This is a genomic window from Parabacteroides sp. CT06 (assembly GCF_002257605.1).
In the GTDB taxonomy this organism is placed as follows: domain Bacteria; phylum Bacteroidota; class Bacteroidia; order Bacteroidales; family Tannerellaceae; genus Parabacteroides; species Parabacteroides distasonis.
This window is the reverse complement of sequence record NZ_CP022754.1, coordinates 894,505-916,638: the sequence shown is the minus strand read 5'-3', so window position 1 is coordinate 916,638 and position 22,134 is coordinate 894,505. Positions and strand designations below refer to the sequence as shown.

Genomic DNA, 22,134 nt, shown 5'->3' with positions numbered 1-22,134 from the left:
ATGTTATACATTGAAGTTCTGCTACTAGCGATCGGCTTATCCATGGATAGCCTAGCAGTATCAGTTACCGGCGGCGCAGTTCTTAAGAGTAACTGCACCGCCGGTAATATTATTAAGATAGCGAGTGTGCTCGGTATATTCCAAGCCGGAATGACCGTGATCGGTTATACGATGGGATTAGGATTCGAAAAATACATTTGCGCCTTCGACCATTGGATCGCATTTACCCTCTTGCTTTACTTAGGTGGAAAAATGATATACGATAGCACGAAAGAAGAGGAGGAAGACGGGAAATTCGATCCTCTATGTAACCGGACATTATGCGGATTGGGAATAGCGACAAGTATCGATGCCCTCGCCGTAGGAATCTCTCTGGCGATCTTAAAATCACCACTCTTGCTGCAAGCCTCGACTATCGGTGTTGTCACCTTCGCTATCTCTGCCTTCGGTGTCTATTTCGGTAACCGATTCGGCAAGAGAATCGACTTGAAGCTGGACCTCATCGGAGGTTTAATCTTAATCGGTATCGGTACAAAAATTTTAATAGAGCATTTATTCTTTAGCTAGGGATACCTTATTGAATAAATAACCTTATACATTAATTAATAGACATGAAAAGCCAGCAATTACGAAAACTAGCGCCGGAGCTGGATTCACTCCGGCTAGGCAGCGGTTGGAAAATCGACGAATTGAGTAAACCGCAAATCATTGTAGAAAGCAGTTACGGACATAGCCATCCGGGAAGCGCCCATCTGGATAAATTGGTGGACGAGGCCGGAATCGGTATAAAGGAAAAGGGGGGACGTGCCGCAAACTACTTCGTCACCGATATTTGTGATGGAGAGGCGCAGGGACACGATGGTATGAACTACTCATTAGTCTCCCGTGATATCATGGCCGCCATGATGGAAATTCATGTAAAAGCGACTCCTTTCGACGCTGGTGTCTTTATAGCCAGTTGCGACAAATCCGTCCCTGCGCATTTGATGGCGATAGCCCGGCTAGATATGCCTGCTATATTCATGCCCGGTGGTATAATGAAAGCCGGTCCCAACCTACTCACGTTAGAACAAATCGGTACCTATAGCGCCCAATACGAGCGAAAGGAAATAACGGAAGAACAATTCATGGTTTATAAGCGTGACGCATGTCCGGATTGTGGAGCTTGCTCTTTCATGGGTACCGCCTCCACGATGCAAGTAATGGCAGAAGCGCTTGGCATCGCTTTACCGGGCTCCGCCTTGATCCCCGCCCATTTACCCGAGTTAAAAGAAACCGCCCGTAAAGCCGGAGAACATGCACTCGGACTGGCGAAAGAAGAGTTAAAACCCTCCGATATCATGACGATACAAGCGTTTGAAAATGCGATCATGGTACATGCCGCCATAGCGGGTTCCAGCAACAGCCTGCTTCATCTTCCAGCTATCGCCCACGAACTGGGAATCCAGTTATCACCGGATTTGTTCGACAAGATACATCGTAAGATCCCCTACCTTTTAAATATACGTCCCAGCGGTTTTTGGCCCGGCGAATACTTCTGGTATGCGGGAGGCGTACCGGCGATCATGGAAGAAATCAAGGAATTCCTCCATCTCGATGTCAAGACCGTTACCGGCAGAACATTGGGAGAAAACTTAAAAGATTTACAGCTCAACGGCTTCTATGAGAATTGCCATAAATATCTTCCTGCCCTAGGAGTAAAGGTTGGCGATATTATCAAACCTCTTCATACACCGATCAAGGCACAAGGAGCCATCGCTATATTGAAAGGAAATTTAGCGCCCGAAGGGGCAGTCGTAAAACATTCGGCGATTTCACCCCGCTTGATGCAAGTCACCCTGAAAGCGAGGGTATTCGATTGTGAGGAGAACGCTATTGAGGCGGTATTACAAAAGAAAATCCATCCGGGAGAAGCGGTATTTATCCGTTATGAAGGACCGAAAGGAAGTGGAATGCCAGAAATGTTTTATACGACAGAAGCGATCGCCTCCGATCCTGAGTTGGTAGAGACCATCGCATTGATCACCGACGGTCGTTTCTCCGGAGCGACCCGAGGCCCGGCGATCGGACATGTATCCCCGGAGGCTTCCGAGGGGGGACCGATCGCCTTGGTAGAGAACGATGACTTGATCCGTATCGATATTCCAGCGAGAAGATTGGATATAATCGGTACCGGCGGTATCGAGAGAAGCGCGGAAGAGATAGAAAAGATCCTATCCGAAAGGCGTGCACATTGGATAAAACCAGAGTCACAATATAAAAAAGGAATCCTTGATATTTATACACACAATAGCGTCTCCCCCATGAAAGGGGCATATATGGAATTTTTTATGTAAGTTCGCGACATAAAATTTCATAATGATGCGCAAGAATATTTCCATATTAGTCAGCCTGTTGATCTTATCGCTTACGGCTTGCTCGGACAAGGGCCAATATTTCGAAGAGAGTGGTTCTGTTTTTCATACAAGTTACCACATCAAATACAAGGCCAAGCAAATCCTAACCGATAAGATCGACAGCGAGCTGCAACGTTTTAACCTCTCCTTAAATCCTTTCAACCCCAACTCCACGATCGCTAAAGTCAATAATAACGAGGATGTGGAGGTAGACGAATGGTTTACCGAAGTATTCAATAAGGCGGAAGAAATCTCCAAAAAATCAGGAGGAGCTTTTGATATTACTTGCGCTCCATTAATTAATCTATGGGGATTCGGATTCAGTAAGATGGACAGCGTAACCCCACAGATGATCGATAGCATCAAGGCTTTCGTCGGTTATCAAAAAGTGAGATTGGAAGGAAAGAAAATCATCAAAGAAGATCCCCGGATTCTATTGAATTGTTCGTCCATCGCAAAAGGTTATGCTTGCGATGTTATCGCCCGCCTGCTGGAAAAGGAAGGCGTAAAGAACTACATGGTAGAAATAGGTGGTGAGGTCACCATGAAAGGCGTAAATCAACAAGGTGACTGTTGGCGAGTCGGCATCAACAAGCCGGAAATAGGGACAAGTGGCGTAACAAATGATGTTGAAGAGATCGTACAATTATGCCAAAAAGGGGGGGTGGCTACTTCTGGTGACTACCGAAACTTCTACATCAAGGATGGTAAGAAATATGCCCATACGATCAATCCAGCGACCGGTTATCCCGCTGGACAAAATATTCTTAGTGCGACAATCGTGGCGGAAGATTGTATGACAGCAGACGCTTACGCTACGACTTTCATGGTTTTGGGAGTCGAGAAAGCGAAGCTACTGGCACAATCCATCCCCCAAATAGAGTATTTCATTATTTATGCGGACAACAACGGACAACAGAAAGTCACCTACTCAAAAGGTATGTTGGAATACCTTCCTAACAGAAAAACATTGGCTATCCTCGAAAATCCTTAAGTTCCTACATGAAGCGTTATCTAAATCAACTTGAATGCAAAATACTGAGAGCCGGAGATTCCCTGTTTAATTCCACAACCACGGATAACCTATTAATCTTCGTATTTTCGGGAAAACTTATTATTTACAGCCAAGAAGGGACACATATAGCGGAAGTGGCAAAAGATCATTTCATGCTACTTGCGCAAAACACCAATCATAAGGTTATAGCCTCAGCCCCTACCCGCCTTATCTTAATACATGCGGGCAGTCTATCCGACATGATCATAAATGACCCGGAATGGAATGTGGAGAAACCGGTCGTCTTACCGATTCCCCCAGCCTTAGCGCACACATTAAATCAGATAGAATATTATATGAAGGATAAATACTTTACCTTGAATTGAGATTAAAAATGTTTCAATTCCTGATAAAGCTTTTGCACAGGTAATCCCATCACGTTATAAAAACTACCATTGATAGCCTCTACCCCGATATAACCGATCCACTCCTGAATGCCATACCCTCCCGCTTTATCATAAGGTTTATATTTATCCAAATAATAATTAATCTCTTCATCACCCAATTTAGCGAAACAAACCGCAGATTCGACGGAAAAGCCTACATTTTTGTCCTTCGTCATGATACAAACACCGGTTATTACCTGATGTACATGATCCGACAAAGCATGAAGCATAGCATAAGCTTCCTCTCGATTCGCAGGCTTTCCCATAACCCCGTCAAACGTCCAAACGATCGTATCTGCCGTGATTAGCAATTCATCATCCGCCATAGTCGGTTTATAGGCCTCCGCTTTCGAACGGGCAATATATAAAGGGATCTCCATGGAGTCAATAGAATCCGGGTAAGACTCGTCAATATCCGAAATTACCCTCACCTCGAAGTCGATATCCAGACCAGATAACAAATTCCGTCGTCTCGGAGAATTAGAGGCTAAGACGATCTTGTACTTTTTTAAATTCTCTAACATAACCTATTCGATTAAGCGTTACACATTCACCAAAATTTTACCACCCAAAAGCCTCCTCGCCGAACCAGTGTCCTTGCGCCCGCATCGTTTGCTCGATCACGTCCCTAGCTACGCCTTCGCCACCTCGCCGGGAGGATATATATTTCGCTATCTCCTTGATCTCCGGAGCCGCATCCGCAGGTGCCACCGGCAATCCGACTCGCGTCATTACCTCATAATCAGGAATATCATCACCCGCATACATGATGTGCTCAGGAGACAAGCCCGTTTTTTCCATGAAATCCTTAAAGTCATGCACCTTTACAGCGCTACGCATATAAATATGTTGTATTCCTAAACGAGAAAAGCGAATCTGTACGGCTTCCGTATATCCGCCCGTAATTATAGCGACCTCATAACCTTTCTTCACGGCCAATTGCAAGGCATAGCCATCCTTGATATTGACAGTACGCATCGGATCGCCATTCGGGTGAAGCGGAATCACATCGCAGGATAGCACCCCGTCTACATCAAAGACAAAAGCCTTTATTTTTCTCAAATCATAGTTTATACTACTCATGTCGAGCCTCCTTATGTATACTTCGGCTAATCAGCTCATATAGATTTCGCATATCCGGATCTTTAAGCATAGCCATATGTTTGTTTATCACATTCTCGTCATATCGTATAGCTGGTCCCGTTTGGGCTCGCACCGGCGACATTACATGTACCTTAGCGGCTGTCTCGTCTATCAAAGGTAGCAAGACCTCTCCCGGTATTTGCTGTTCTTCCAAGATCTTTTCAGCTAGCGCATACATATGATTCGTAAAATTACAAGCGAAAACCGCCGCTAAATGTAAGTTCTTTCGCTTCTCGGAGGAGAGGAAACGGACATCACTGGAGAGCGCCCTAGCCACCTCGCCCAGCACCTTCTCATCTTCAGACGAGTTCGCCTCTAAAAAGAACGGTATTTTCTTGAAATCCACTTCCCTACTCTTACTAAACGTTTGTAACGGATAAACCACCCCATATCTAGCCGTAAGACCTTCAAATACAGAGATTGGCATACTCCCTGCCGTATGCACCCACAAACCGTTATTCGGTTTTACACGGGCGATAACATCTTGGAGCACGGCATCTTTCAAAGAGAAAACATACAAGTCGGCATCTTCCACAATATCTTCCGGGACAACAGTCCACCCACATCCCAATTCATCGGCTAAAATCTTAGCATGCTCACTTGTGTGACTATACACTTGCCCGATACTCATTCCGGACTTACGCATTTCCAACGAAAGCCGGGTAGCTAAGTTTCCGGCACCAACAAATACGACTCTCATTCTTCCGCCTCTTTATTTTCTTCCGGAAGAGAGAACTTTCCTATATGTATCTTCTCCCATTGTAAATGGGATTCATCAAAAGGCTTACGAACCTGATCCTTATAACCGATACCAATGATAGACAAGACATCCAATTGATAAGGGATATCCAGCAACGAACGAACATAATTATTCGAATCCGCCTCGTCCTCTGTTACCCGGTTCCGGATCTGACACCAGCAACTGCCCAATCCCAAATCCTCCGCTTGCAATTGCATATAAATAGAAGCGACCGAAGCGTCCTCGATCCAAACATCGCTTTCCATCACATTCGCCAAGACAACCACGGCCAAGGCACAACCCTCCAGAAAAGCAGAACCATTTTTCTTACACCCGGCAAGTTTCTTCAACATTTCCTTATCTTCCACGACCACGAACTGCCAAGGATTACTACGTTTTGAGGCCGGAGCCATCAACGCCGCTTTCAAGATCAGTTCTACCTGCTCGGGTGAAAGTAGTTGTTCGGTAAACTTACGTGTACTTCTTCTATTTTGTATAAGTGTTGCAAAACTCTCCATTTTTTTCGTTCTTTGTACTCTTTTAATATTAAGATTCGCAAATATAAATATAATTTTTTGCACCCATATATACGTATCGTTCTTTTTTCTCGTTAGTATTTTTATAATTGAACAATAGATTATGAAGATTCGTGCGATAGCCGCGCTGCTATTTATACTTATTTCCGTGAGTGCCTTTGGCGAAGGCCGCATAAAAATCACTGGTTATGTCCGTGACGCCGACGGTAACCCTCTGGAATTAGTGAATGTCCGGGTTAAGAACACGTTGATCGGCTCCATGACCAACGAGAAGGGATATTATTCCTTTTCCATATCGCCGGGGGATTCTATCTCCATTATTTACTCTTGTCTGGGATATAATAAAGCTGAACGTATCATTCCTTCAGCACAAGCCGATATGCGCCTGAACGTACAGATGAACTATACCTCATTTGATTTAGGGGAAGTATCTGTTACTGCCATCCGCAAGCAGACCACGACCATGGAGTCCCTAAATGCGGACAAAATCAAGTTATTGCCCGATCCTTCCGGAGGTAGTATAGAGAGCTTGGTCGTTACGTTTGCCGGAGTATCGTCCAATAACGAGTTAAGTTCCCAGTATTCCGTACGTGGAGGTAGTTATGATGAAAATATCGTTTATGTGAATGGGATCGAGGTATTCCGTCCACTTCTGATTCGCTCGGGACAACAAGAGGGCCTTAGCTTTATCAATCCGGACCTAACGGAGGCGGTCAATTTCGCCGCCGGTGGCTTCGAGGCTCGTTACGGAGACAAGATGAGTTCTGTGCTGGATATTACCTATAAAAAACCTAAGATATTCGAAGGCTCGGCTTCTGCGAGCTTGTTGGGCGCGAATGCTTATGTAGGCAGTTCTATCGGTAAATTTACCCAAGTAACGGGTTTCCGCTTTAAAAGCGGTCGGTCTATTTTGGGTACCATGGATACAGACGCAGAATACGACCCTAAATTTATCGATTTGCAAACTTACATCACGTACCAATTGGCCCCTAAATGGGAAATCAATTTCTTGGGAAACCTCGCTAACAATAATTATAAATTCACCCCTTATAGCCGGGAAACCTCTTTCGGTACAGCCGAGCATCCCAAGAACTTCAAAGTCTATTTCGACGGAAGGGAAAGAGACCGTTTCCAAACCTTATTCGGTGCGCTTACATTGAAACACAACCCCAATGAGAACACAGAGTTGGGACTTCAAGCCTCCGCTTTCAAAAGCAAGGAAGAAGAGGGATACGATATCGCCGGAGAATATTGGCTGAGCGAGAACGGAGCGGAAAATCCGAATGACGACGCGTCAGCCGCCATGTCCGTAGGCCGTTATCACGAGCACGCACGAAACCGTTTGAACTCCACCGTCATGAATGTCGGGCACTATGGGATGGCCCGCCTTTTAAACAATACGTTGAAATGGGGAGCCACGGTACAAATGGAGAAAATCAATGATAAGATCAGTGAATGGGAAAAAAGGGATTCCTCAGGTTATTCTTTGCCCCAAACCGGTAATAACGTAAGTGTATATTCGAACCTCTTTTCTGATAATCAGATAGAAAGCACACGCTTTTCCGCTTATGCGCAAGACGCATTCAAATTCAGGACCAAGCAAGGTCTGTTCACGTTAGTCGCAGGGGTTAGAGGTAGTTATTGGACTTATAATAAGGAGTTCCTTTTCAGTCCCCGTGCCTCATTGGGCTTTATCCCGAACTTCGACCAAGACTTGACGCTCCGTTTCGCCACCGGACTGTATTATCAATCGCCCTTCTACAAGGAATTACGTAGAGTAGACAAAGATAAGAACGGCAATAATATCACGGTATTGAACAAAGATCTAAAGTCACAACGCTCCATCCATTTCATATTGGGAGGAGATTATACGTTCCGTGCCGTAGACCGGAATTTCAAGGTGACCGCCGAGATGTACTATAAAAAGCTGGACAATCTGAATCCCTACACCGTAGATAACGTCAAGATCCGCTATTACGGTGAGAACTGCGCCAAAGGTTACGCCATGGGACTCGATGTCAAATTCTTCGGAGAATTCGTACCGGGTACCGACTCATGGATCAGCTTCTCCTTGATGAAAGCCCAGCAAACCATCCGGGAAACAACGACCGTTCCTATGGCCAATAGCCAAGGCTACAACATCTCACTCTTCTTCCAAGATTATTTCCCGGGCTATAAACGAGTCAAGCTAAATCTGAAAGGAGTTCTATCCGGAGGACTTCCCCAGACAATCCCGGGCAAAGGATACGAAGCCGGCTATTTCCGTACGCCCGCCTACAAACGTGTAGATATCGGCCTCTCCTATCAATTGGCAGGAGGCACGGACGCTATCATGGACAGGGGCTTCTTCCGCCATTTGAAAAACATTTGGCTAGGTCTGGATGTGTTTAACATATTAGACATCAAAAACGTTAGTTCCTACTATTGGATAACAGATGTATATAATGTCCAATACGCAGTTCCAAACTATCTGACCGGACGTCAATTGAACGTTCGTCTGATTGTCGATTTTTAATAAAATGTATCTTTAAACACATTTACTGGGAGATAAAAACAAAAAATTATTTCCTCATTCATAAAAAGTAGTGTACATTTGCACACAATAGAAACAAACATTTACTAAATCTTTAAATTATTATTGACATGGAACTTACACATATCGAACATTTAGGTATCGCAGTGAAGAGTATCGAGGCTTGTTTACCCTATTATGAAGGCGTTCTTGGATTAAAATGCTACAATATCGAAGTAGTAGCAGACCAAAAAGTAAAAACCGCATTTTTCAAGGTAGGACAGACTAAGATTGAACTACTAGAGCCGACCAGCGAAGATAGCACGATCGCGAAATTTATCGAGAAAAAAGGTGAAGGTATCCACCATATCGCATTCGCGGTACCTGATGTACAGGCAGCTTTGAACGAGGCTGAGGAAAAAGGCGTTAAATTAATCGATAAAGCTCCTCGTGGTGGCGCGGAAGGCTTGAACATCGCTTTCCTTCACCCGAAATCAACTTGCAGCGTATTGACAGAACTTTGCATGCCGGGCAACAAATAATTAATCCGTTCATTTCTAACAACAAATCAAAATACAATGAGTAACCAGCTTGAAAAAGTAAAAGAGCTCATCGCACTTCGTGAGCAAGCTCGCTTGGGTGGAGGAGAGAAAAGAATCGAATCACAGCACAAAAAAGGCAAATATACCGCTCGTGAGCGTATCGCCATGTTGCTTGACGAAGGTAGTTTCGAGGAATTCGACATGTTTGTTCAACACCGTTGTACAAACTTCGGTATCGAGAAAACTAAATATTTAGGCGATGGTATCGTAACAGGTTATGGTACGATCGACGGACGTTTGGTATATATCTTCGCTCAAGATTTCACCGTATTCGGTGGAGCCTTGTCTGAGGCTTTGGCTATGAAGATCTGTAAAGTAATGGATCAAGCCATGAAGATGGGCGCTCCCGTTATCGGTTTGAACGACTCCGGCGGAGCTCGTATCCAAGAAGGTGTAAACGCCTTGGCAGGATATGCGGAGATTTTCCAACGTAACATCTTGGCATCTGGTGTTGTTCCCCAGATTTCCGGTATCTTCGGCCCTTGCGCCGGTGGAGCCGTTTATTCTCCGGCTTTGACAGACTTCAACATCATGACACGTGGTACCAGCTACATGTTCTTGACAGGTCCGAAAGTAGTAAAAACCGTAACAGGTGAGGATGTAACCCAAGAGCAGTTGGGTGGAGCCAGCGTACACACTACAAAATCAGGTGTAGCCCATTTCGCTGTTGATACAGAAGAGGATGGTTTGCAATTGATTCGTAAATTGCTCAGTTTCTTACCTCAGAACAACTTAGAGGAAACGCCGTTAGTTGAGTGTAAAGACCCGATCGATCGTCTGGATGATGTATTGAACGATATCATTCCCGATAACGCTAACCAATCTTACGATATGTATGAGGTTATCGGTACGATCGTCGATAACAACGAGTTCCTAGAGGTCCATGCGGACTACGCTAAGAATATCATCGTAGGTTTCGCTCGTTTCAACGGACAATCTGTCGGTATCGTAGCCAACCAGCCGAAGGTTATGGCAGGATGCTTGGATAGCAACGCATCTCGTAAAGCAGGTCGCTTCGTTCGTTTCTGCGACGCTTTCAATATTCCTTTGGTAACATTGGTTGACGTTCCGGGATTCCTTCCGGGTACAGGTCAGGAATACAACGGTGTAATCCTTCATGGCGCTAAATTGCTTTACGCTTATGGTGAGGCTACCGTTCCTAAGATTACCGTTACATTGCGTAAGTCTTACGGTGGAGCTTATTGCGTGATGAGTTCTAAACATTTACGTGGTGATATGAATTACGCATGGCCGACAGCCGAGATCGCCGTTATGGGCCCGAGCGGTGCCGTAGAGGTTATCTTCGCCAAGGAAGTAGCAGCCGCTGAAGATCCGAAAGCATGCGCAGCAGAGAAAGAAGCTGAATATAAGAAAGCATTCGCTAATCCTTATAACGCAGCTCAATACGGTTATATCGACGATGTTATCGAACCGCGTAACACTCGTTTCCGTATAATTCGTGCTTTGCAGCAATTGCAGACTAAGAAGCTAAGCAATCCTGCTAAGAAACATGATAACCTGCCTCTATAATCCGTAAAACAGGAGATGAATATGATAAATAAGAAAATAGGGGTATTGCTATTGTTCGCTTTGCTCATTTCATTCGGGGCAAAGGCACAGCGCGCAACCTCCATGCGAATTAATGAAGTATTGGTTATCAACGAGGATAACTTCGTTGATGACTATGGCAAACGTCATGGCTGGATTGAGTTGTTCAACACTTCGGCCGGAACGGTAAATATCGCGGGATGCTATTTGACAGACGACAAAAACAATCCCATGAAATATCCGATCCCGAAGGGAGACGTATTAACTCAGATCCAACCCCGCCAGCACACACTATTTTGGGCTGACGGACAGCCGGGCAGAGGTACATTCCACGTTAACTTCGTATTAGATCCCTCTAAGGAGAATTATGTTGCCTTATATGACGCCGACGGTAAGACCTTGATCGATGAGATCACAATTCCGGCAGGCCAATTAGCAGACATTAGCTACGGTAGAGTGATTGATGGCGAAAAAGACTGGGCACAGTTAAAGAAAGTCACTCCCAGTACGAACAACTTGACGTTGGACTCCAATGAGAAAATCGATAACTTCAGGGTTAATGACTCTTTAGGTATCGGTATGACTATCACGGCTATGGCTGTTGTATTCTTAGGTCTGTTCTTGTTGTACATCATCTTTAAGCAGATTGGTAAATTATCTATCGCCGCTAGCAAACGTAACGTAGAGAAGGCCGTAGGTTCTGCTTCAGTTACCGCAGACGCAGGACAAGAATCTGGAGAGATATTCGCCGCCATCGCTACCGCTCTATACGAAATGAGCGATGATAATCACGATATCGAGAACACGGTTCTCACTATACGTAAGGTACAACGAGCTTATTCTCCTTGGAGTTCAAAACTCTATGGCTTACGTCAAACTCCTCAAAAGTAATTATCTAAAAACGAACTAAAGAATGAAAAGTTTTAAATATACCATTAACGGTAACGTATATAAAGTACACATCAATTCTGTAGTGGATGATATCGCAGAACTTGAAGTAAACGGAACTCCCTACCAAGTTAAGATGGAGAAACCGGCAAAGAAACAAATGGTTACATTGAAACGCCCAGCTCAAGCCCCGACTACGGCAAGTGGAGACCCTGTTGTTTCCCGTCCGGCGGCTTCTACGACACAAGGGGCTGTTAAGACTCCGCTACCAGGTGTTATCTTGCAGGTTAAGTGCAACGTAGGTGATACCGTGAAGAGAGGTCAAACCTTGATTATCCTTGAGGCTATGAAGATGGAGAACAACATCAACGCAGACCGTGACGGTAAGATTATAGAAATTAAAGTACACAAGGGAGACTCTGTGCTAGAAGGTGCTGATCTCGTAGTAATCGGATAAGACTATGCAAGAGAGCTTTTTAACATTCTTAGGTGAGAACTTACAACTGTTCCTTACCTATACAGGTGTATACAACGCTACTCCGGGACATCTCATCATGATTCTGGTAGGTCTGTTGTTTATATTCCTGGCGATTAAATATGAGTTTGAACCGATGCTTTTGATCCCTATCGGATTCGGTATCTTGATCGGTAATATCCCTTTCAAGGACGCAGGTCTTCAAGTAGGTATTTATGAGCAAGGGTCTGTACTGAACATCCTCTATCAGGGTGTGACCTCTGGATGGTATCCGCCATTGATCTTCCTCGGCATCGGGGCCATGACCGACTTCTCCGCATTGATCTCCAATCCAAAGTTGATGTTGATCGGTGCAGCGGCTCAGTTCGGTATCTTTGGTGCTTATACGATTGCTCTTCAAATGGGATTTGAGCCGAACCAAGCAGGTGCTATCGGTATTATCGGTGGTGCTGACGGTCCGACGGCTATCTTCCTTTCTTCTAAGTTAGCGCCAAACTTAATGGGTGCGATTGCGGTATCCGCCTACTCATACATGGCGTTGGTTCCTATTATCCAACCACCGTTCATGAGATTGCTTACGACTAAGAAAGAGCGTTTGATCCGTATGAAACCGCCGAGAGCCGTTTCTTCCACGGAAAAAATTATCTTCCCGATCGTTGGCTTGTTGCTTACTTGCTTCTTGGTTCCGTCCGGTTTACCATTGTTAGGTATGCTATTCTTCGGAAACTTATTGAAAGAAAGTGGCGTGACTCGTCGTTTGGCAGAGACTGCTCGTGGTCCTCTGATCGATACAATCACGATCTTATTGGGTATCACGGTAGGTGCTTCTACTCAAGCAACTCAGTTCTTGACATTGAACTCTATCAAGATCTTCGGTCTAGGTGCGTTATCATTCGTGATCGCTACTTGCGCCGGTGTATTGTTCGTTAAATTATTCAATTTAATATTGAAAGACGGCAATAAGATCAATCCGCTTATCGGTAACGCCGGTGTATCTGCTGTTCCCGACTCAGCTCGTATCTCTCAAGTCGTAGGTTTGGAATACGACCCGACCAATTACTTGTTGATGCACGCTATGGGTCCGAACGTAGCAGGTGTAATCGGTTCCGCTGTAGCTGCCGGTATCTTGCTAGGATTCCTTGGTTAATAAAACAACTATCTATATTAAAAAAGGCGAGGTCCGAAAGGATCCCGCCTTTTTATGTTATTGTTCTCAGTTAGCTTGCTCTATAGGAACCGGACTAATCTCCGTACTCGTATCCTCCACCAACGTTGTCCCGAGGAACAACCAGATCATCAAAAGGATTATAGCGACAACCACACCAAACACCAATAGCGTATTCACACTTTTCTTTCTCATGTCTTTAACTGATTTATTCATTTTAGAATAAACAGCCGGAACATGAATTTGGTTGTGTACCCTTACTCTTATTTGTTTTTCCCTAACGCCTCGTTCAGCACTTTGTTCTTAGCGATCGTTGCTTGGAATTCTTTCAAATAGAAAGGCTCAAAATAAGCCACATTCTCAAAACGGGCATCATCATATGCTTTCTGCGACAAGGATGCCATATTTACAGCTAATGGATAGATACCATCTATAAAACAGGCATTCGGGGAAGTGATTACCGTCTCACATTTAGCGGCACCGTCTCCAAAGAAACAAACCTTACCGTTCTCTAAAAAAGAAGCATACGAATCAGCATCTACGATATCAGCAGTCGTAGCACGTATCGTGTTGAGATGGGAATCATAAATCGAAGAGTAGACTTCCATACGACGGGCATCCAACATAGCGCAATACAAGCAATCGGCCTCCTCCTTATTTTTCCGGATAGCGGCAGACGCTAAAATATCCAGCGTATGAATACCGATCAAAGGAATACCGTACCCAAAGCATAATCCTTTAGCCACAGACACCCCGATGCGTAACCCCGTATAAGATCCGGGTCCGCTACTTACCGCCACGGCATCCAGTTTCATCCCTTTCGACTTCGCAACCTCTAATGCCTCTTCCATATAAACGCCCAATAACGCCGCATGAGACGGCCCCTCGAAGGAAGCCTTCTCAAAGACCACCTCCTCCCCTTCCGACAGGGCTACTGAACATACGGAAGTGGATGTCTCGATATTTAAGATCAATGACATAATAATTAACTATTAACAATTGATAATTGAACGAACAAACAATCTCAATCCTTCAATCTGATTAGGCTGCGAAGGTATACAAAAATTCATTATACTATCAAGGCAGCCCTATGAGAAACATCTATTTATGAGAAAATAAACATCAAATCTAAAAGGAAACCACTATCTTTGCGCAAACTTTTGAGAAAAATGATACAATCAATGACTGGGTTCGGTAAGGTTACTGCCGAGCTCCCTTCAAAAAAAGTAACCGTAGAGATAAAGGCTTTAAACAGTAAGCAATTGGATTTGTCCACCCGTATCCCTTCTATATACAAGGATAAGGAAATGGAGCTTCGGAGCCTGTTACTTCAATCTTTGGAGCGGGGAAAAGTTGAGTTCAATATCTTTATAGAATATATAGGCAAAGATACTCCTACACAGATCAATCTTGCCGCCGTAGAGAATTATTACAACCAAATCAAGGTGATCGCAGAGAAACTGAATATCAGCGTTCCGAACGATTGGTTCCAGACCTTGCTCCGGATGCCGGACGCAATCAAGTCCGAAACCGTAGAACCGGACGAATCCGAATGGGAGGTGGTTTTAGAAACGGTAAAGGACGCTATCAAGCACCTGTGTGATTTCCGTATCCAAGAAGGAGCCATGCTTCAAAAGCTTTTCGAGCAAAAGATAGCCAATATCGCCACTCTGTTGAAAGAAGTGGAGAAATACGAGGGGGAACGTATCGAGAAGATCAAGGCTCGTATCATGGATAACCTGCAAAAGATAGCCGAGAAGGACTACGACAAGAATCGTTTCGAGCAGGAGATGATCTATTACATCGAAAAGCTGGATGTCAACGAGGAAAAGAACCGTTTGGACAACCACTTGAAATATTTTATCTCAACCATGGAATCCGGTCACGGCCAAGGTAAGAAGCTCGGTTTTATCGCTCAGGAAATGGGACGTGAGATCAATACGCTCGGATCAAAGAGCAACCACGCCGAGATGCAGAAGATCGTGGTCCAGATGAAAGACGAGTTGGAACAAATCAAGGAACAGGTACTAAACGTATTATAATAAGATTAACGAGAATGGCTGGCAAATTAATTATCTTCTCCGCACCCTCGGGTTCCGGAAAATCAACCATTATTAATTATCTTTTGAAACAAGATTTACACCTTCGTTTCTCCATCTCGGCTACCAGCCGGGCTCCGCGGGGAACCGAGAAGAATGGTGTGGAATATTATTTCCTTACGCCGGAAGAGTTCCGCAGTCGTATCGCTAATGGAGACTTCTTGGAATATGAGGAGGTGTATACCGATAAATATTACGGTACGTTAAAGAGCGAGGTAGAGCGTATCTTGAATGAAGGGGACAACGTGATTTTCGATGTGGATGTGGTAGGCGGATGCAATATCAAGAAATTCTATGGAGACCGTGCCCTGTCTGTCTTTATCCAACCTCCTTGCATCGATGACCTACGGAAGCGATTGGAAGGACGGGGAACAGACAGCCCGGAAGTTATCGAAAGCCGTATCGCCAAGGCTGAGTATGAATTAGGGTTCACGGGACAGTTTGATAAGGTTGTCGTAAACGATGATCTGGAGACTGCCCAAAAAGACGCGTTGAAGATCATTCGTGAGTTCTTAAACAAATAGTCTATGTCTAATATATTCAAGAATACCCGTTTTATGATGGGGCTTTCTATCGTTTGTGGGATAGCGAGCCTCGTATTAGGTGGTATTAGCCTGTATTATAAGGAGTATATCATCGGGGGTGCCCTGATATTTAATATATTCATTTGTTTCATCAACTATAAGGGTTGGCAAAAGAAGGGTTAAGTAAAAATCGTATGGGACTCAAGACCGGGATTTACAGTGGATCATTCAATCCCATTCACATAGGCCATCTCGCCTTGGCGAACTGGCTATGTGAGTTCGAGGGATTGGATGAGGTGTGGTTCGTAGTCACGCCTCACAATCCGCTGAAGAAAAAGGATGACCTGCTCGATGACTCACTACGGCTGGAAATGGCCCAAGCCGCTATTGACGGATATCCTAAATTCAGGGTCTGCGATATTGAGTTCTACCTACCGAAACCTTCTTATTCCATTGATACCCTACGAACCTTATCCCGTAACTATCCGAATCGGGACTTTTATTTTATCATGGGAGCCGATAACTGGCAGCTTTTTCCCCGATGGAAAGAACACGAAAAAATACTCCAAGACTACAAACTGCTGATTTATCCCCGCCTAGGATTCGACATCTCGATCCCGGCCATTTATCCGAACGTGAAAAAGGTAGACGCTCCCTTGATGGAAATCTCCTCCACATTTATCCGTAACGCTTACCAAGCCGACAAGGATATCCGTTTCTTCCTGCCGGAAGGAGTGCGGCCTTACTACTATAAGATCTAAACAAACCTGTCTGTCAACTTATATAACCGAAAAAAAGCAGTAGTACTTACTTGCCCATAGAATATATACTGCTAGTGGCAAAGGATATATACTTACTTAGGAAAGTTAGTACTACTCAATCTTAAATGTATGAGCGTACTGACTATGCCTAAATTTACTTCACAGATTTTACTGTTATTTTCTAAGGTACTTCACATCTTAGAGAACCTTCTCCTGAAAAACTTCACAGGGTTGAAAGTTAGTATGAGCTGTTTTTCTAAGCTTCATGTTAACCGATAAAAGAACAAGGAAGTTCAAAATAAAATTAGGTTACATCATTTCTCATGACCTTCCCGTAAAAGTTAATTTTTGTACCCTATACAATTAAATAGATAAAATACATTAAACAAAACACACAAAGCACCGTTTTTCTTGTTTTTAATATTTTTTTTAATTTTATTTGTAAACATCAAAGCATTACACATCTATTAACTTTTTAAATCTTTCAAATTATGGACAAACTCAAAAAACTGACAAAAGTCGTACTAAACCAACAAGGTAAAGTTCTTCCAAAAGAGCAAATGATGAAAATCTTAGGGGGAGGAAGTGCGTATTGTCATTGCTGGAACAGTTCCGGTTCCTTTGAAGCCTCCAGCTGCTCTGAGTGTGATTCTAAATGCAATGGTCTTGGAGGAGTACAAAACTGCAATACCATAGGAGGTTAGTAACAAAAGAAAGAACAGGTTTTAGCAGGCGCCATCTGCTAAAACCCGCTTTTTTTCTTAAAACAAAAACGATCATGATCTATCTTCTATTTTTAGTCGCTCTTTTGCTTATCTGTTGTAATCCGGATCAAGCCAAGGATAATAGCAAGGACGAAACAATCGAGTATTTTATTCCACTCTCACATCGGGTAGAAAAAGACGTGGATGAAATGTTTGAGGAATATCGGTATGTCCCCTTGGAAACAAGAGACGATGCATTGATAGACGTACTTTACAAAATCAGAAACATCGCCCTCTTCCAAGAGGACATATACATCGGCTCTGATGACATTTTAATAGCATATGATAAATCAGGAAAAATCAAACGTGTCTTATCTAAAAAAGGGGAGGATCCACAATCATACTTCTTCTTAGGGAATTTCACGATATGGCCTAATGGGGATATCTTAATTTCCTCATCAGGAGATGTCACTACTTATTCCAATTCGTTCAAATTTATTCGCAAATGGAGTGATCATGAGAATATTGGACTTATAGAGGCTATCATCCTATTCAATGACAGCTCATACATTATAAAATGTACGCCTACCGAGAGGCAATTGCGTTACAGAATAATCAATCATAAGAACGGAACCTATATCAGCACCTATGACTCCATAGAGAAACAAAATAAATATATCAGCTCATTCACAAACTCATTCGAACGTTTTGAAGGACTTATAATCTCTCATGGCTATCAAGGCAATGAGATACTTGAGTGTACGATGGATAGTACTAAAGTTCGATATCGAATAAATATCGACAATAAAATTCCTCCAGCGGGATTTTGGGCACAAGACGGAAAGGACTATGTGCAAATCGTAATGGAGGAAGCTGAAAAAGGATACATCGGTCATATCCCAGATTACGTGGAATCAAAGGAAACAATATTACTCTCCTTCAAGGGAAAAAGGGATGATCTTGAAGGGGTTGCCTTAATCGACAAAAAAGATGGAAACGCAAGAGTTTTAGAGAACATCAAGTTCGATGACAACTTCCGGTGGTTGCCCAAACAGTTCTTCTCGTTAGATGAGGGCTGGTGCGCCATGCTAATGTATCCGGAAGACGTTTTGAAGAAGGAAGAGTTCGCACGACGCTTCCCCGGACTGAACGAGGAGAGTAATCCAGTGCTGTTTATCGGGAAGCTGAGATAATCACTAAAAACTCTAAGCTATGGAACATGACAATCTGTTCATCCAAATTTTAGAAATCTTATCGATAAAATACACGAAGGATTTTACCCTAAGATTCTACGAGAAGCATCCACACAAAAACAGCCTGTTTGGATTATCCGAGATGCTACGTTATTATAAGATAGAGAATGTAGCAGCCGAAATTCAAAAAACACAAGAATGCTTATCCTCATTGGATGTACCCTTTGTGGCTTACGTAGATCATGAGTTTGTATTGGTACGACATGTTTCTACCGAGGCAATCATCTATTCATGGCGAGGTAAAAACATCACATTATCTATCCCGGTATTCTTGGAACGATGGTCAGGAATCGTCCTTCTTTTCGAATCCACCGATGAATCTATTGAACCGGATTATAAAGAGCATAGAAAGGAATACTTACGACAGCGGATAGTAATCGCATGTTTCGTTTCATTACTTCTATCATTAATAGGGTGTGCCCTTATCACCAACAGAGGAATGGAGATAGGAATCTGGGGGTTATGGGGTGTTAATGTGATCGGAGCATCTTTCTGCGGTATCCTGCTTTCTCGAGAGATCTTAGGCTCGGATAAATATGTCAACAAAATTTGTTCCTTGTTTTTGAAATCCAGTGATTGCAACGGGACATTGGATTCCCAAGCATCTCATTTCTTGGGGATCAGTTGGAGTGTCTTCGGCTTAGGATATTTTCTTTCCGCAATATTGTTTATCGCCTTGTTGCCCCAATATGTTATATATGCAGAGACTCTGAATATAATCGCATTACCTTATACAGCGTGGAGCGTATGGTACCAAAAATTTAGGGTAAAACAATGGTGCGCTTTATGTTTATCTGTACAAGCTACCGTATGGATCACCTTTCTTATCTCTCTATTCGCGATAGGCATGGATTTCAATCAATGGGATTTATTTGATTTCACTACCATTGGATGCGTGTATGGGCTCGTCATTCTATCGCTCCATTTTACTGTTACATTATACGTAAAAGAAAAGCAAATCCAACGAAGCAACAATAAACTTAGCAGCATAAAACTGAATGCCTCTGTATTTAAGAGCTTATTAAACGAACAGCCTCAATATGACATTGACAAAAATACAGGAATATTATTGGGCAATAGGGATGCCAAAGAGTGGATTACCATTATCTCTAATCCACACTGTGCTCCTTGCGCAAAATTACATCTCCAAATAGAAAAGTTACTCAAAGAATATAAAGAAGAGATTTGCATACAAATCATCTTGACCTCTTTTAGCAAGGAATTAGAACCTAGCGCCATGCTACTGACCTCCATGTATCTACTAAATAATGAATCGGATTATTTACGATTCCTATCTGACTGGTATGCAAAAGGGCGTCATAAAAAAGAGGATTGCTATAAAAGATACAGATTAAATCCTAATGACAAAGATATGTTAGCCAATTTTCAAGCACAAAACGAATGGGTTAGGCGCAATACAATAAGTTCCACTCCAACAGTTTTGACAAATGGTTATTTATTGCCGGAAGAATATGAGTTAAAGGATATGTCGTATTTAATAAATTAAGTACTATGAATAAATTAGCATCACAAATAGATTCGCTAAATAAGCATTTGATAGGCTCATTACATACAAGTTACCCTTTCGGGTTGGCTCATGGCAAAATGGGATTACTCATCTATTTATACCATTTGTATGATTATACGCAAGAAGCTATTTATAAAGAGAAGGCTGAGCGATTGCTGGACGATCTCTTGGAAAACGATCTCTCTAAAAACGCAGAACTCACCGTGGAGGAAGGTTTATGCGGAGTTGCGTTAGGATTGGATTATATTGTAAAAAAGCAATTTGTAGACGGTGATATTAATGATTTGCTAAGTGGTATCGATGATTTGCTATTCAAGAAGCTGGTTTTCGGAAATATGGAATCTAGGTATTCCCTGTCTCAACTCATCCATTTCTTATATTACATTTATAAAAGGCTGGAAATCCAGACAAACGATAATGAGCGTTTCCCTTTCGAGGGCTTAGCAATCAAGTTAGTTAATCAATTGGCCGATTTGATAGACGCCTCCTTTTTCGAGGAATCCTATACGTTTTCCATTTACCAATATCACGTACCGATATTAATGAAAACCCTGTCCTGTCTTATACAATATGATTTTTACAAGGATCGGATACAAAAGGTTCTGGAACAACTATCTCTGTATATGTTCTCCCATTTGCCTCATCTGCATTTGAACCGACTATATCTGTTATGGGGCATGTTACCTTTACGGGTTTGTTCGCCGGATTGGCAAAGATATGTGGATGAACTAAGAAAATCAATCAACCTAGACATAATATATAATAGAGAGATCAAAGGCAGGGATATCTATATCAGTAATGGATACGCTTCTCTATATTTCTTGTTGGAGGGATTAAAAAGGGACTTCCCCGAATACACCATCCCTTTCAATCCGCACCTAATTTACGATCGGATCATCTCGTCTGACGCTTGGGATGCCCTAATGGAGAACGAATACTACTATAATATACACAGAGGATTGCTGAATGGTTTCCCCGGTACGGTGTTGGCATTGTTAAACATTAAGCAAAGATATTTATGCGAATAGACTTGACAGATACAACATTTATTATTCCTGTACGGATCGATTCCATGATCCGTTTGGAGAACCTGTTGATGTCCGTGGACTCAATAGTACGTTATTTCCGGACACGCATCTTAATTCTGGAGGCCTCATCATACCAAAATGAGATTATCCCCTCGTTAATAAAAGATGATACGGTGAAGTACACTTTCCTCGTGGATAAAGATCCTGTATTCTACAAGACCAAATACTTGAATATCCTCGCAAAGCAGGTTGATACTCCACTTGTTTGTATTTGGGACGCAGATGTGATACTGGACCACCTTCAAATATTGGATGCGGTGAAACAGCTTAGAACTAGGACTTCTGATGTCGCTTATCCATATGATGGTAATTTTTTAGATACGTCAGATATATTGAGGGAACATTATTGGCTCCATCGTGACTTAGATTTCCTAAAAAAACATCAAGCAAAGATGAACTCTTTGTACACAGTAGAGGGAGTGATAGGCGCAGTCGGGGGAGCGGTCTTCGCCCAAACGGAAAAATACCTGCAAGCGGGTATGGAGAATGAGGATTTCTATGGCTGGGGCTTGGAGGACGGAGAAAGACATTACCGTTGGTTGAGTTTTGGCTACCGGATTTATCGGAGTGAGGGCTGTTTATTCCATTTGTCTCATCCCCGGGATCAAAATGGGATGTTCCGTTCAAGGATACATAGCGAAAAAGCGATGCATGATATGAATGAAGTAGTAAACTATTCCAAAGAGGAACTTCGAGAAAAGTTCTCCTTGGATTCAAGATAGAGAATTGTATT

Annotated in this window: 24 protein-coding genes; 18 read left to right on the top strand and 6 right to left on the bottom strand. The window is 43.1% G+C overall.

Annotated features, from left to right (window positions below):
* The 4 genes from CI960_RS03980 to CI960_RS03965 are packed head-to-tail and all read left to right on the top strand — an operon-like array spanning nucleotide 1 to nucleotide 3,776.
* Nucleotides 1-567, top strand: coding sequence for a manganese efflux pump MntP family protein (locus CI960_RS03980; protein ID WP_005861542.1), 567 nt, complete (start codon nucleotides 1-3; stop codon nucleotides 565-567).
* Between the two features lie 44 nt (nucleotides 568-611).
* Nucleotides 612-2,336 (top strand): dihydroxy-acid dehydratase, encoded by a 1,725-nt coding sequence (gene ilvD, locus CI960_RS03975; RefSeq protein ID WP_005861540.1) that lies wholly within the window; start codon nucleotides 612-614, stop codon nucleotides 2,334-2,336.
* 22 nt (nucleotides 2,337-2,358) lie between these two features.
* Nucleotides 2,359-3,390 (top strand): FAD:protein FMN transferase, encoded by a 1,032-nt coding sequence (locus CI960_RS03970; RefSeq protein ID WP_085981421.1) that lies wholly within the window; start codon nucleotides 2,359-2,361, stop codon nucleotides 3,388-3,390.
* An 8-nt stretch (nucleotides 3,391-3,398) separates the two neighbouring features.
* Nucleotides 3,399-3,776 (top strand): hypothetical protein, encoded by a 378-nt coding sequence (locus CI960_RS03965; protein WP_005861536.1) that lies wholly within the window; start codon nucleotides 3,399-3,401, stop codon nucleotides 3,774-3,776.
* 2 nt (nucleotides 3,777-3,778) lie between these two features.
* Here CI960_RS03965 and CI960_RS03960 read toward each other — a convergent pair whose 3' ends face one another.
* Genes CI960_RS03960 through CI960_RS03945 form a run of 4 tightly spaced genes read right to left on the bottom strand, consistent with a single transcriptional unit; the run spans nucleotide 3,779 to nucleotide 6,236 of the window.
* Complete coding sequence (locus tag CI960_RS03960) at nucleotides 3,779-4,360, bottom strand: Maf-like protein (RefSeq protein WP_005861534.1); 582 nt, start codon at nucleotides 4,358-4,360, stop codon at nucleotides 3,779-3,781.
* 37 nt (nucleotides 4,361-4,397) lie between these two features.
* Nucleotides 4,398-4,919, bottom strand: a complete 522-nt coding sequence (locus CI960_RS03955) for an HAD family hydrolase (protein ID WP_005861532.1) — start codon at nucleotides 4,917-4,919, stop codon at nucleotides 4,398-4,400.
* Nucleotides 4,912-5,679, bottom strand: a complete 768-nt coding sequence (locus CI960_RS03950; RefSeq protein ID WP_005861530.1) for a Rossmann-like and DUF2520 domain-containing protein — start codon at nucleotides 5,677-5,679, stop codon at nucleotides 4,912-4,914. The genes CI960_RS03955 and CI960_RS03950 overlap by 8 nt, the downstream gene beginning before the upstream one ends.
* Nucleotides 5,676-6,236 carry a nitroreductase family protein gene (locus CI960_RS03945; protein ID WP_005861528.1) on the bottom strand — a complete coding sequence of 187 codons (561 nt, stop codon included), beginning with the start codon at nucleotides 6,234-6,236 and terminating at the stop codon, nucleotides 5,676-5,678. The genes CI960_RS03950 and CI960_RS03945 overlap by 4 nt, the downstream gene beginning before the upstream one ends.
* Nucleotides 6,237-6,357: 121 nt before the next feature.
* Between CI960_RS03945 and CI960_RS03940 the strand changes: the two genes are divergently transcribed.
* The 6 genes from CI960_RS03940 (at nucleotide 6,358) to CI960_RS03915 (ending at nucleotide 13,426) form a co-directional block, all read left to right on the top strand.
* Complete coding sequence (locus CI960_RS03940; RefSeq protein WP_005861526.1) at nucleotides 6,358-8,769, top strand: TonB-dependent receptor; 2,412 nt, start codon at nucleotides 6,358-6,360, stop codon at nucleotides 8,767-8,769.
* 128 nt (nucleotides 8,770-8,897) lie between these two features.
* A complete protein-coding gene (mce, locus tag CI960_RS03935) occupies nucleotides 8,898-9,308 on the top strand; it encodes a methylmalonyl-CoA epimerase (RefSeq protein ID WP_005861524.1) in 411 nt (136 codons plus the stop codon).
* Between the two features lie 36 nt (nucleotides 9,309-9,344).
* Complete coding sequence (locus CI960_RS03930) at nucleotides 9,345-10,898, top strand: acyl-CoA carboxylase subunit beta (protein ID WP_005861522.1); 1,554 nt, start codon at nucleotides 9,345-9,347, stop codon at nucleotides 10,896-10,898.
* A gap of 21 nt (nucleotides 10,899-10,919) precedes the next feature.
* Nucleotides 10,920-11,807, top strand: a complete 888-nt coding sequence (locus CI960_RS03925; RefSeq protein ID WP_005861520.1) for an OadG family transporter subunit — start codon at nucleotides 10,920-10,922, stop codon at nucleotides 11,805-11,807.
* 22 nt (nucleotides 11,808-11,829) lie between these two features.
* Nucleotides 11,830-12,261: a biotin/lipoyl-containing protein gene (locus CI960_RS03920; RefSeq protein WP_005861518.1), complete on the top strand. Its 432-nt coding sequence runs from the start codon at nucleotides 11,830-11,832 to the stop codon at nucleotides 12,259-12,261.
* 4 nt (nucleotides 12,262-12,265) lie between these two features.
* Entirely contained in the window at nucleotides 12,266-13,426 is a 1,161-nt protein-coding gene (locus CI960_RS03915; RefSeq protein WP_005861516.1) for a sodium ion-translocating decarboxylase subunit beta, read from the top strand.
* A 66-nt stretch (nucleotides 13,427-13,492) separates the two neighbouring features.
* Here CI960_RS03915 and CI960_RS23330 read toward each other — a convergent pair whose 3' ends face one another.
* Both CI960_RS23330 and tsaB read right to left on the bottom strand, forming a co-directional pair.
* The gene (locus CI960_RS23330; protein WP_005861514.1) at nucleotides 13,493-13,639 is read right to left on the bottom strand and encodes a hypothetical protein; all 147 of its coding nucleotides are present in this window, start codon (nucleotides 13,637-13,639) and stop codon (nucleotides 13,493-13,495) included.
* A gap of 68 nt (nucleotides 13,640-13,707) precedes the next feature.
* Entirely contained in the window at nucleotides 13,708-14,424 is a 717-nt protein-coding gene (tsaB, locus tag CI960_RS03905) for a tRNA (adenosine(37)-N6)-threonylcarbamoyltransferase complex dimerization subunit type 1 TsaB (protein WP_005861512.1), read from the bottom strand.
* A 189-nt stretch (nucleotides 14,425-14,613) separates the two neighbouring features.
* On the opposite strand from tsaB, the gene CI960_RS03900 reads away from it, so the two are divergent.
* The 8 genes from CI960_RS03900 (at nucleotide 14,614) to CI960_RS03860 (ending at nucleotide 22,123) form a co-directional block, all read left to right on the top strand.
* Nucleotides 14,614-15,486: a YicC/YloC family endoribonuclease gene (locus tag CI960_RS03900; RefSeq protein ID WP_036629167.1), complete on the top strand. Its 873-nt coding sequence runs from the start codon at nucleotides 14,614-14,616 to the stop codon at nucleotides 15,484-15,486.
* 14 nt (nucleotides 15,487-15,500) lie between these two features.
* Entirely contained in the window at nucleotides 15,501-16,067 is a 567-nt protein-coding gene (gene gmk / locus CI960_RS03895) for a guanylate kinase (protein ID WP_005861508.1), read from the top strand.
* A 3-nt stretch (nucleotides 16,068-16,070) separates the two neighbouring features.
* Nucleotides 16,071-16,250: a hypothetical protein gene (locus tag CI960_RS03890; RefSeq protein ID WP_005861506.1), complete on the top strand. Its 180-nt coding sequence runs from the start codon at nucleotides 16,071-16,073 to the stop codon at nucleotides 16,248-16,250.
* 11 nt (nucleotides 16,251-16,261) lie between these two features.
* Nucleotides 16,262-16,828, top strand: a complete 567-nt coding sequence (gene nadD, locus CI960_RS03885; protein ID WP_005861504.1) for a nicotinate (nicotinamide) nucleotide adenylyltransferase — start codon at nucleotides 16,262-16,264, stop codon at nucleotides 16,826-16,828.
* A 778-nt stretch (nucleotides 16,829-17,606) separates the two neighbouring features.
* Nucleotides 17,607-18,725, top strand: a complete 1,119-nt coding sequence (locus CI960_RS03875; RefSeq protein ID WP_005861496.1) for a 6-bladed beta-propeller — start codon at nucleotides 17,607-17,609, stop codon at nucleotides 18,723-18,725.
* A 19-nt stretch (nucleotides 18,726-18,744) separates the two neighbouring features.
* The gene (locus CI960_RS03870; protein WP_005861494.1) at nucleotides 18,745-20,292 is read left to right on the top strand and encodes a thioredoxin domain-containing protein; all 1,548 of its coding nucleotides are present in this window, start codon (nucleotides 18,745-18,747) and stop codon (nucleotides 20,290-20,292) included.
* A 5-nt stretch (nucleotides 20,293-20,297) separates the two neighbouring features.
* On the top strand, nucleotides 20,298-21,341 hold the full coding sequence (locus CI960_RS03865) for a hypothetical protein (RefSeq protein ID WP_005861493.1): 1,044 nt from the start codon (nucleotides 20,298-20,300) through the stop codon (nucleotides 21,339-21,341).
* Complete coding sequence (locus CI960_RS03860) at nucleotides 21,332-22,123, top strand: galactosyltransferase-related protein (protein ID WP_005861491.1); 792 nt, start codon at nucleotides 21,332-21,334, stop codon at nucleotides 22,121-22,123. The genes CI960_RS03865 and CI960_RS03860 overlap by 10 nt, the downstream gene beginning before the upstream one ends.
* The last annotated feature ends 11 nt before the right edge of the window (nucleotides 22,124-22,134 follow it).

Coding starts and splice junctions, on each gene's coding strand:
- CI960_RS03980 (WP_005861542.1), top strand. CDS start 1: ATGTTATACATTGAAGTTCTGCTACTAGCGATCGGCTTATCCATGGAT.
- ilvD (WP_005861540.1), top strand. CDS start 612: ATGAAAAGCCAGCAATTACGAAAACTAGCGCCGGAGCTGGATTCACTC.
- CI960_RS03970 (WP_085981421.1), top strand. CDS start 2,359: ATGATGCGCAAGAATATTTCCATATTAGTCAGCCTGTTGATCTTATCG.
- CI960_RS03965 (WP_005861536.1), top strand. CDS start 3,399: ATGAAGCGTTATCTAAATCAACTTGAATGCAAAATACTGAGAGCCGGA.
- CI960_RS03960 (WP_005861534.1), bottom strand. CDS start 4,360: ATGTTAGAGAATTTAAAAAAGTACAAGATCGTCTTAGCCTCTAATTCT.
- CI960_RS03955 (WP_005861532.1), bottom strand. CDS start 4,919: ATGAGTAGTATAAACTATGATTTGAGAAAAATAAAGGCTTTTGTCTTT.
- CI960_RS03950 (WP_005861530.1), bottom strand. CDS start 5,679: ATGAGAGTCGTATTTGTTGGTGCCGGAAACTTAGCTACCCGGCTTTCG.
- CI960_RS03945 (WP_005861528.1), bottom strand. CDS start 6,236: ATGGAGAGTTTTGCAACACTTATACAAAATAGAAGAAGTACACGTAAG.
- CI960_RS03940 (WP_005861526.1), top strand. CDS start 6,358: ATGAAGATTCGTGCGATAGCCGCGCTGCTATTTATACTTATTTCCGTG.
- mce (WP_005861524.1), top strand. CDS start 8,898: ATGGAACTTACACATATCGAACATTTAGGTATCGCAGTGAAGAGTATC.
- CI960_RS03930 (WP_005861522.1), top strand. CDS start 9,345: ATGAGTAACCAGCTTGAAAAAGTAAAAGAGCTCATCGCACTTCGTGAG.
- CI960_RS03925 (WP_005861520.1), top strand. CDS start 10,920: ATGATAAATAAGAAAATAGGGGTATTGCTATTGTTCGCTTTGCTCATT.
- CI960_RS03920 (WP_005861518.1), top strand. CDS start 11,830: ATGAAAAGTTTTAAATATACCATTAACGGTAACGTATATAAAGTACAC.
- CI960_RS03915 (WP_005861516.1), top strand. CDS start 12,266: ATGCAAGAGAGCTTTTTAACATTCTTAGGTGAGAACTTACAACTGTTC.
- CI960_RS23330 (WP_005861514.1), bottom strand. CDS start 13,639: ATGAGAAAGAAAAGTGTGAATACGCTATTGGTGTTTGGTGTGGTTGTC.
- tsaB (WP_005861512.1), bottom strand. CDS start 14,424: ATGTCATTGATCTTAAATATCGAGACATCCACTTCCGTATGTTCAGTA.
- CI960_RS03900 (WP_036629167.1), top strand. CDS start 14,614: ATGATACAATCAATGACTGGGTTCGGTAAGGTTACTGCCGAGCTCCCT.
- gmk (WP_005861508.1), top strand. CDS start 15,501: ATGGCTGGCAAATTAATTATCTTCTCCGCACCCTCGGGTTCCGGAAAA.
- CI960_RS03890 (WP_005861506.1), top strand. CDS start 16,071: ATGTCTAATATATTCAAGAATACCCGTTTTATGATGGGGCTTTCTATC.
- nadD (WP_005861504.1), top strand. CDS start 16,262: ATGGGACTCAAGACCGGGATTTACAGTGGATCATTCAATCCCATTCAC.
- CI960_RS03875 (WP_005861496.1), top strand. CDS start 17,607: ATGATCTATCTTCTATTTTTAGTCGCTCTTTTGCTTATCTGTTGTAAT.
- CI960_RS03870 (WP_005861494.1), top strand. CDS start 18,745: ATGGAACATGACAATCTGTTCATCCAAATTTTAGAAATCTTATCGATA.
- CI960_RS03865 (WP_005861493.1), top strand. CDS start 20,298: ATGAATAAATTAGCATCACAAATAGATTCGCTAAATAAGCATTTGATA.
- CI960_RS03860 (WP_005861491.1), top strand. CDS start 21,332: ATGCGAATAGACTTGACAGATACAACATTTATTATTCCTGTACGGATC.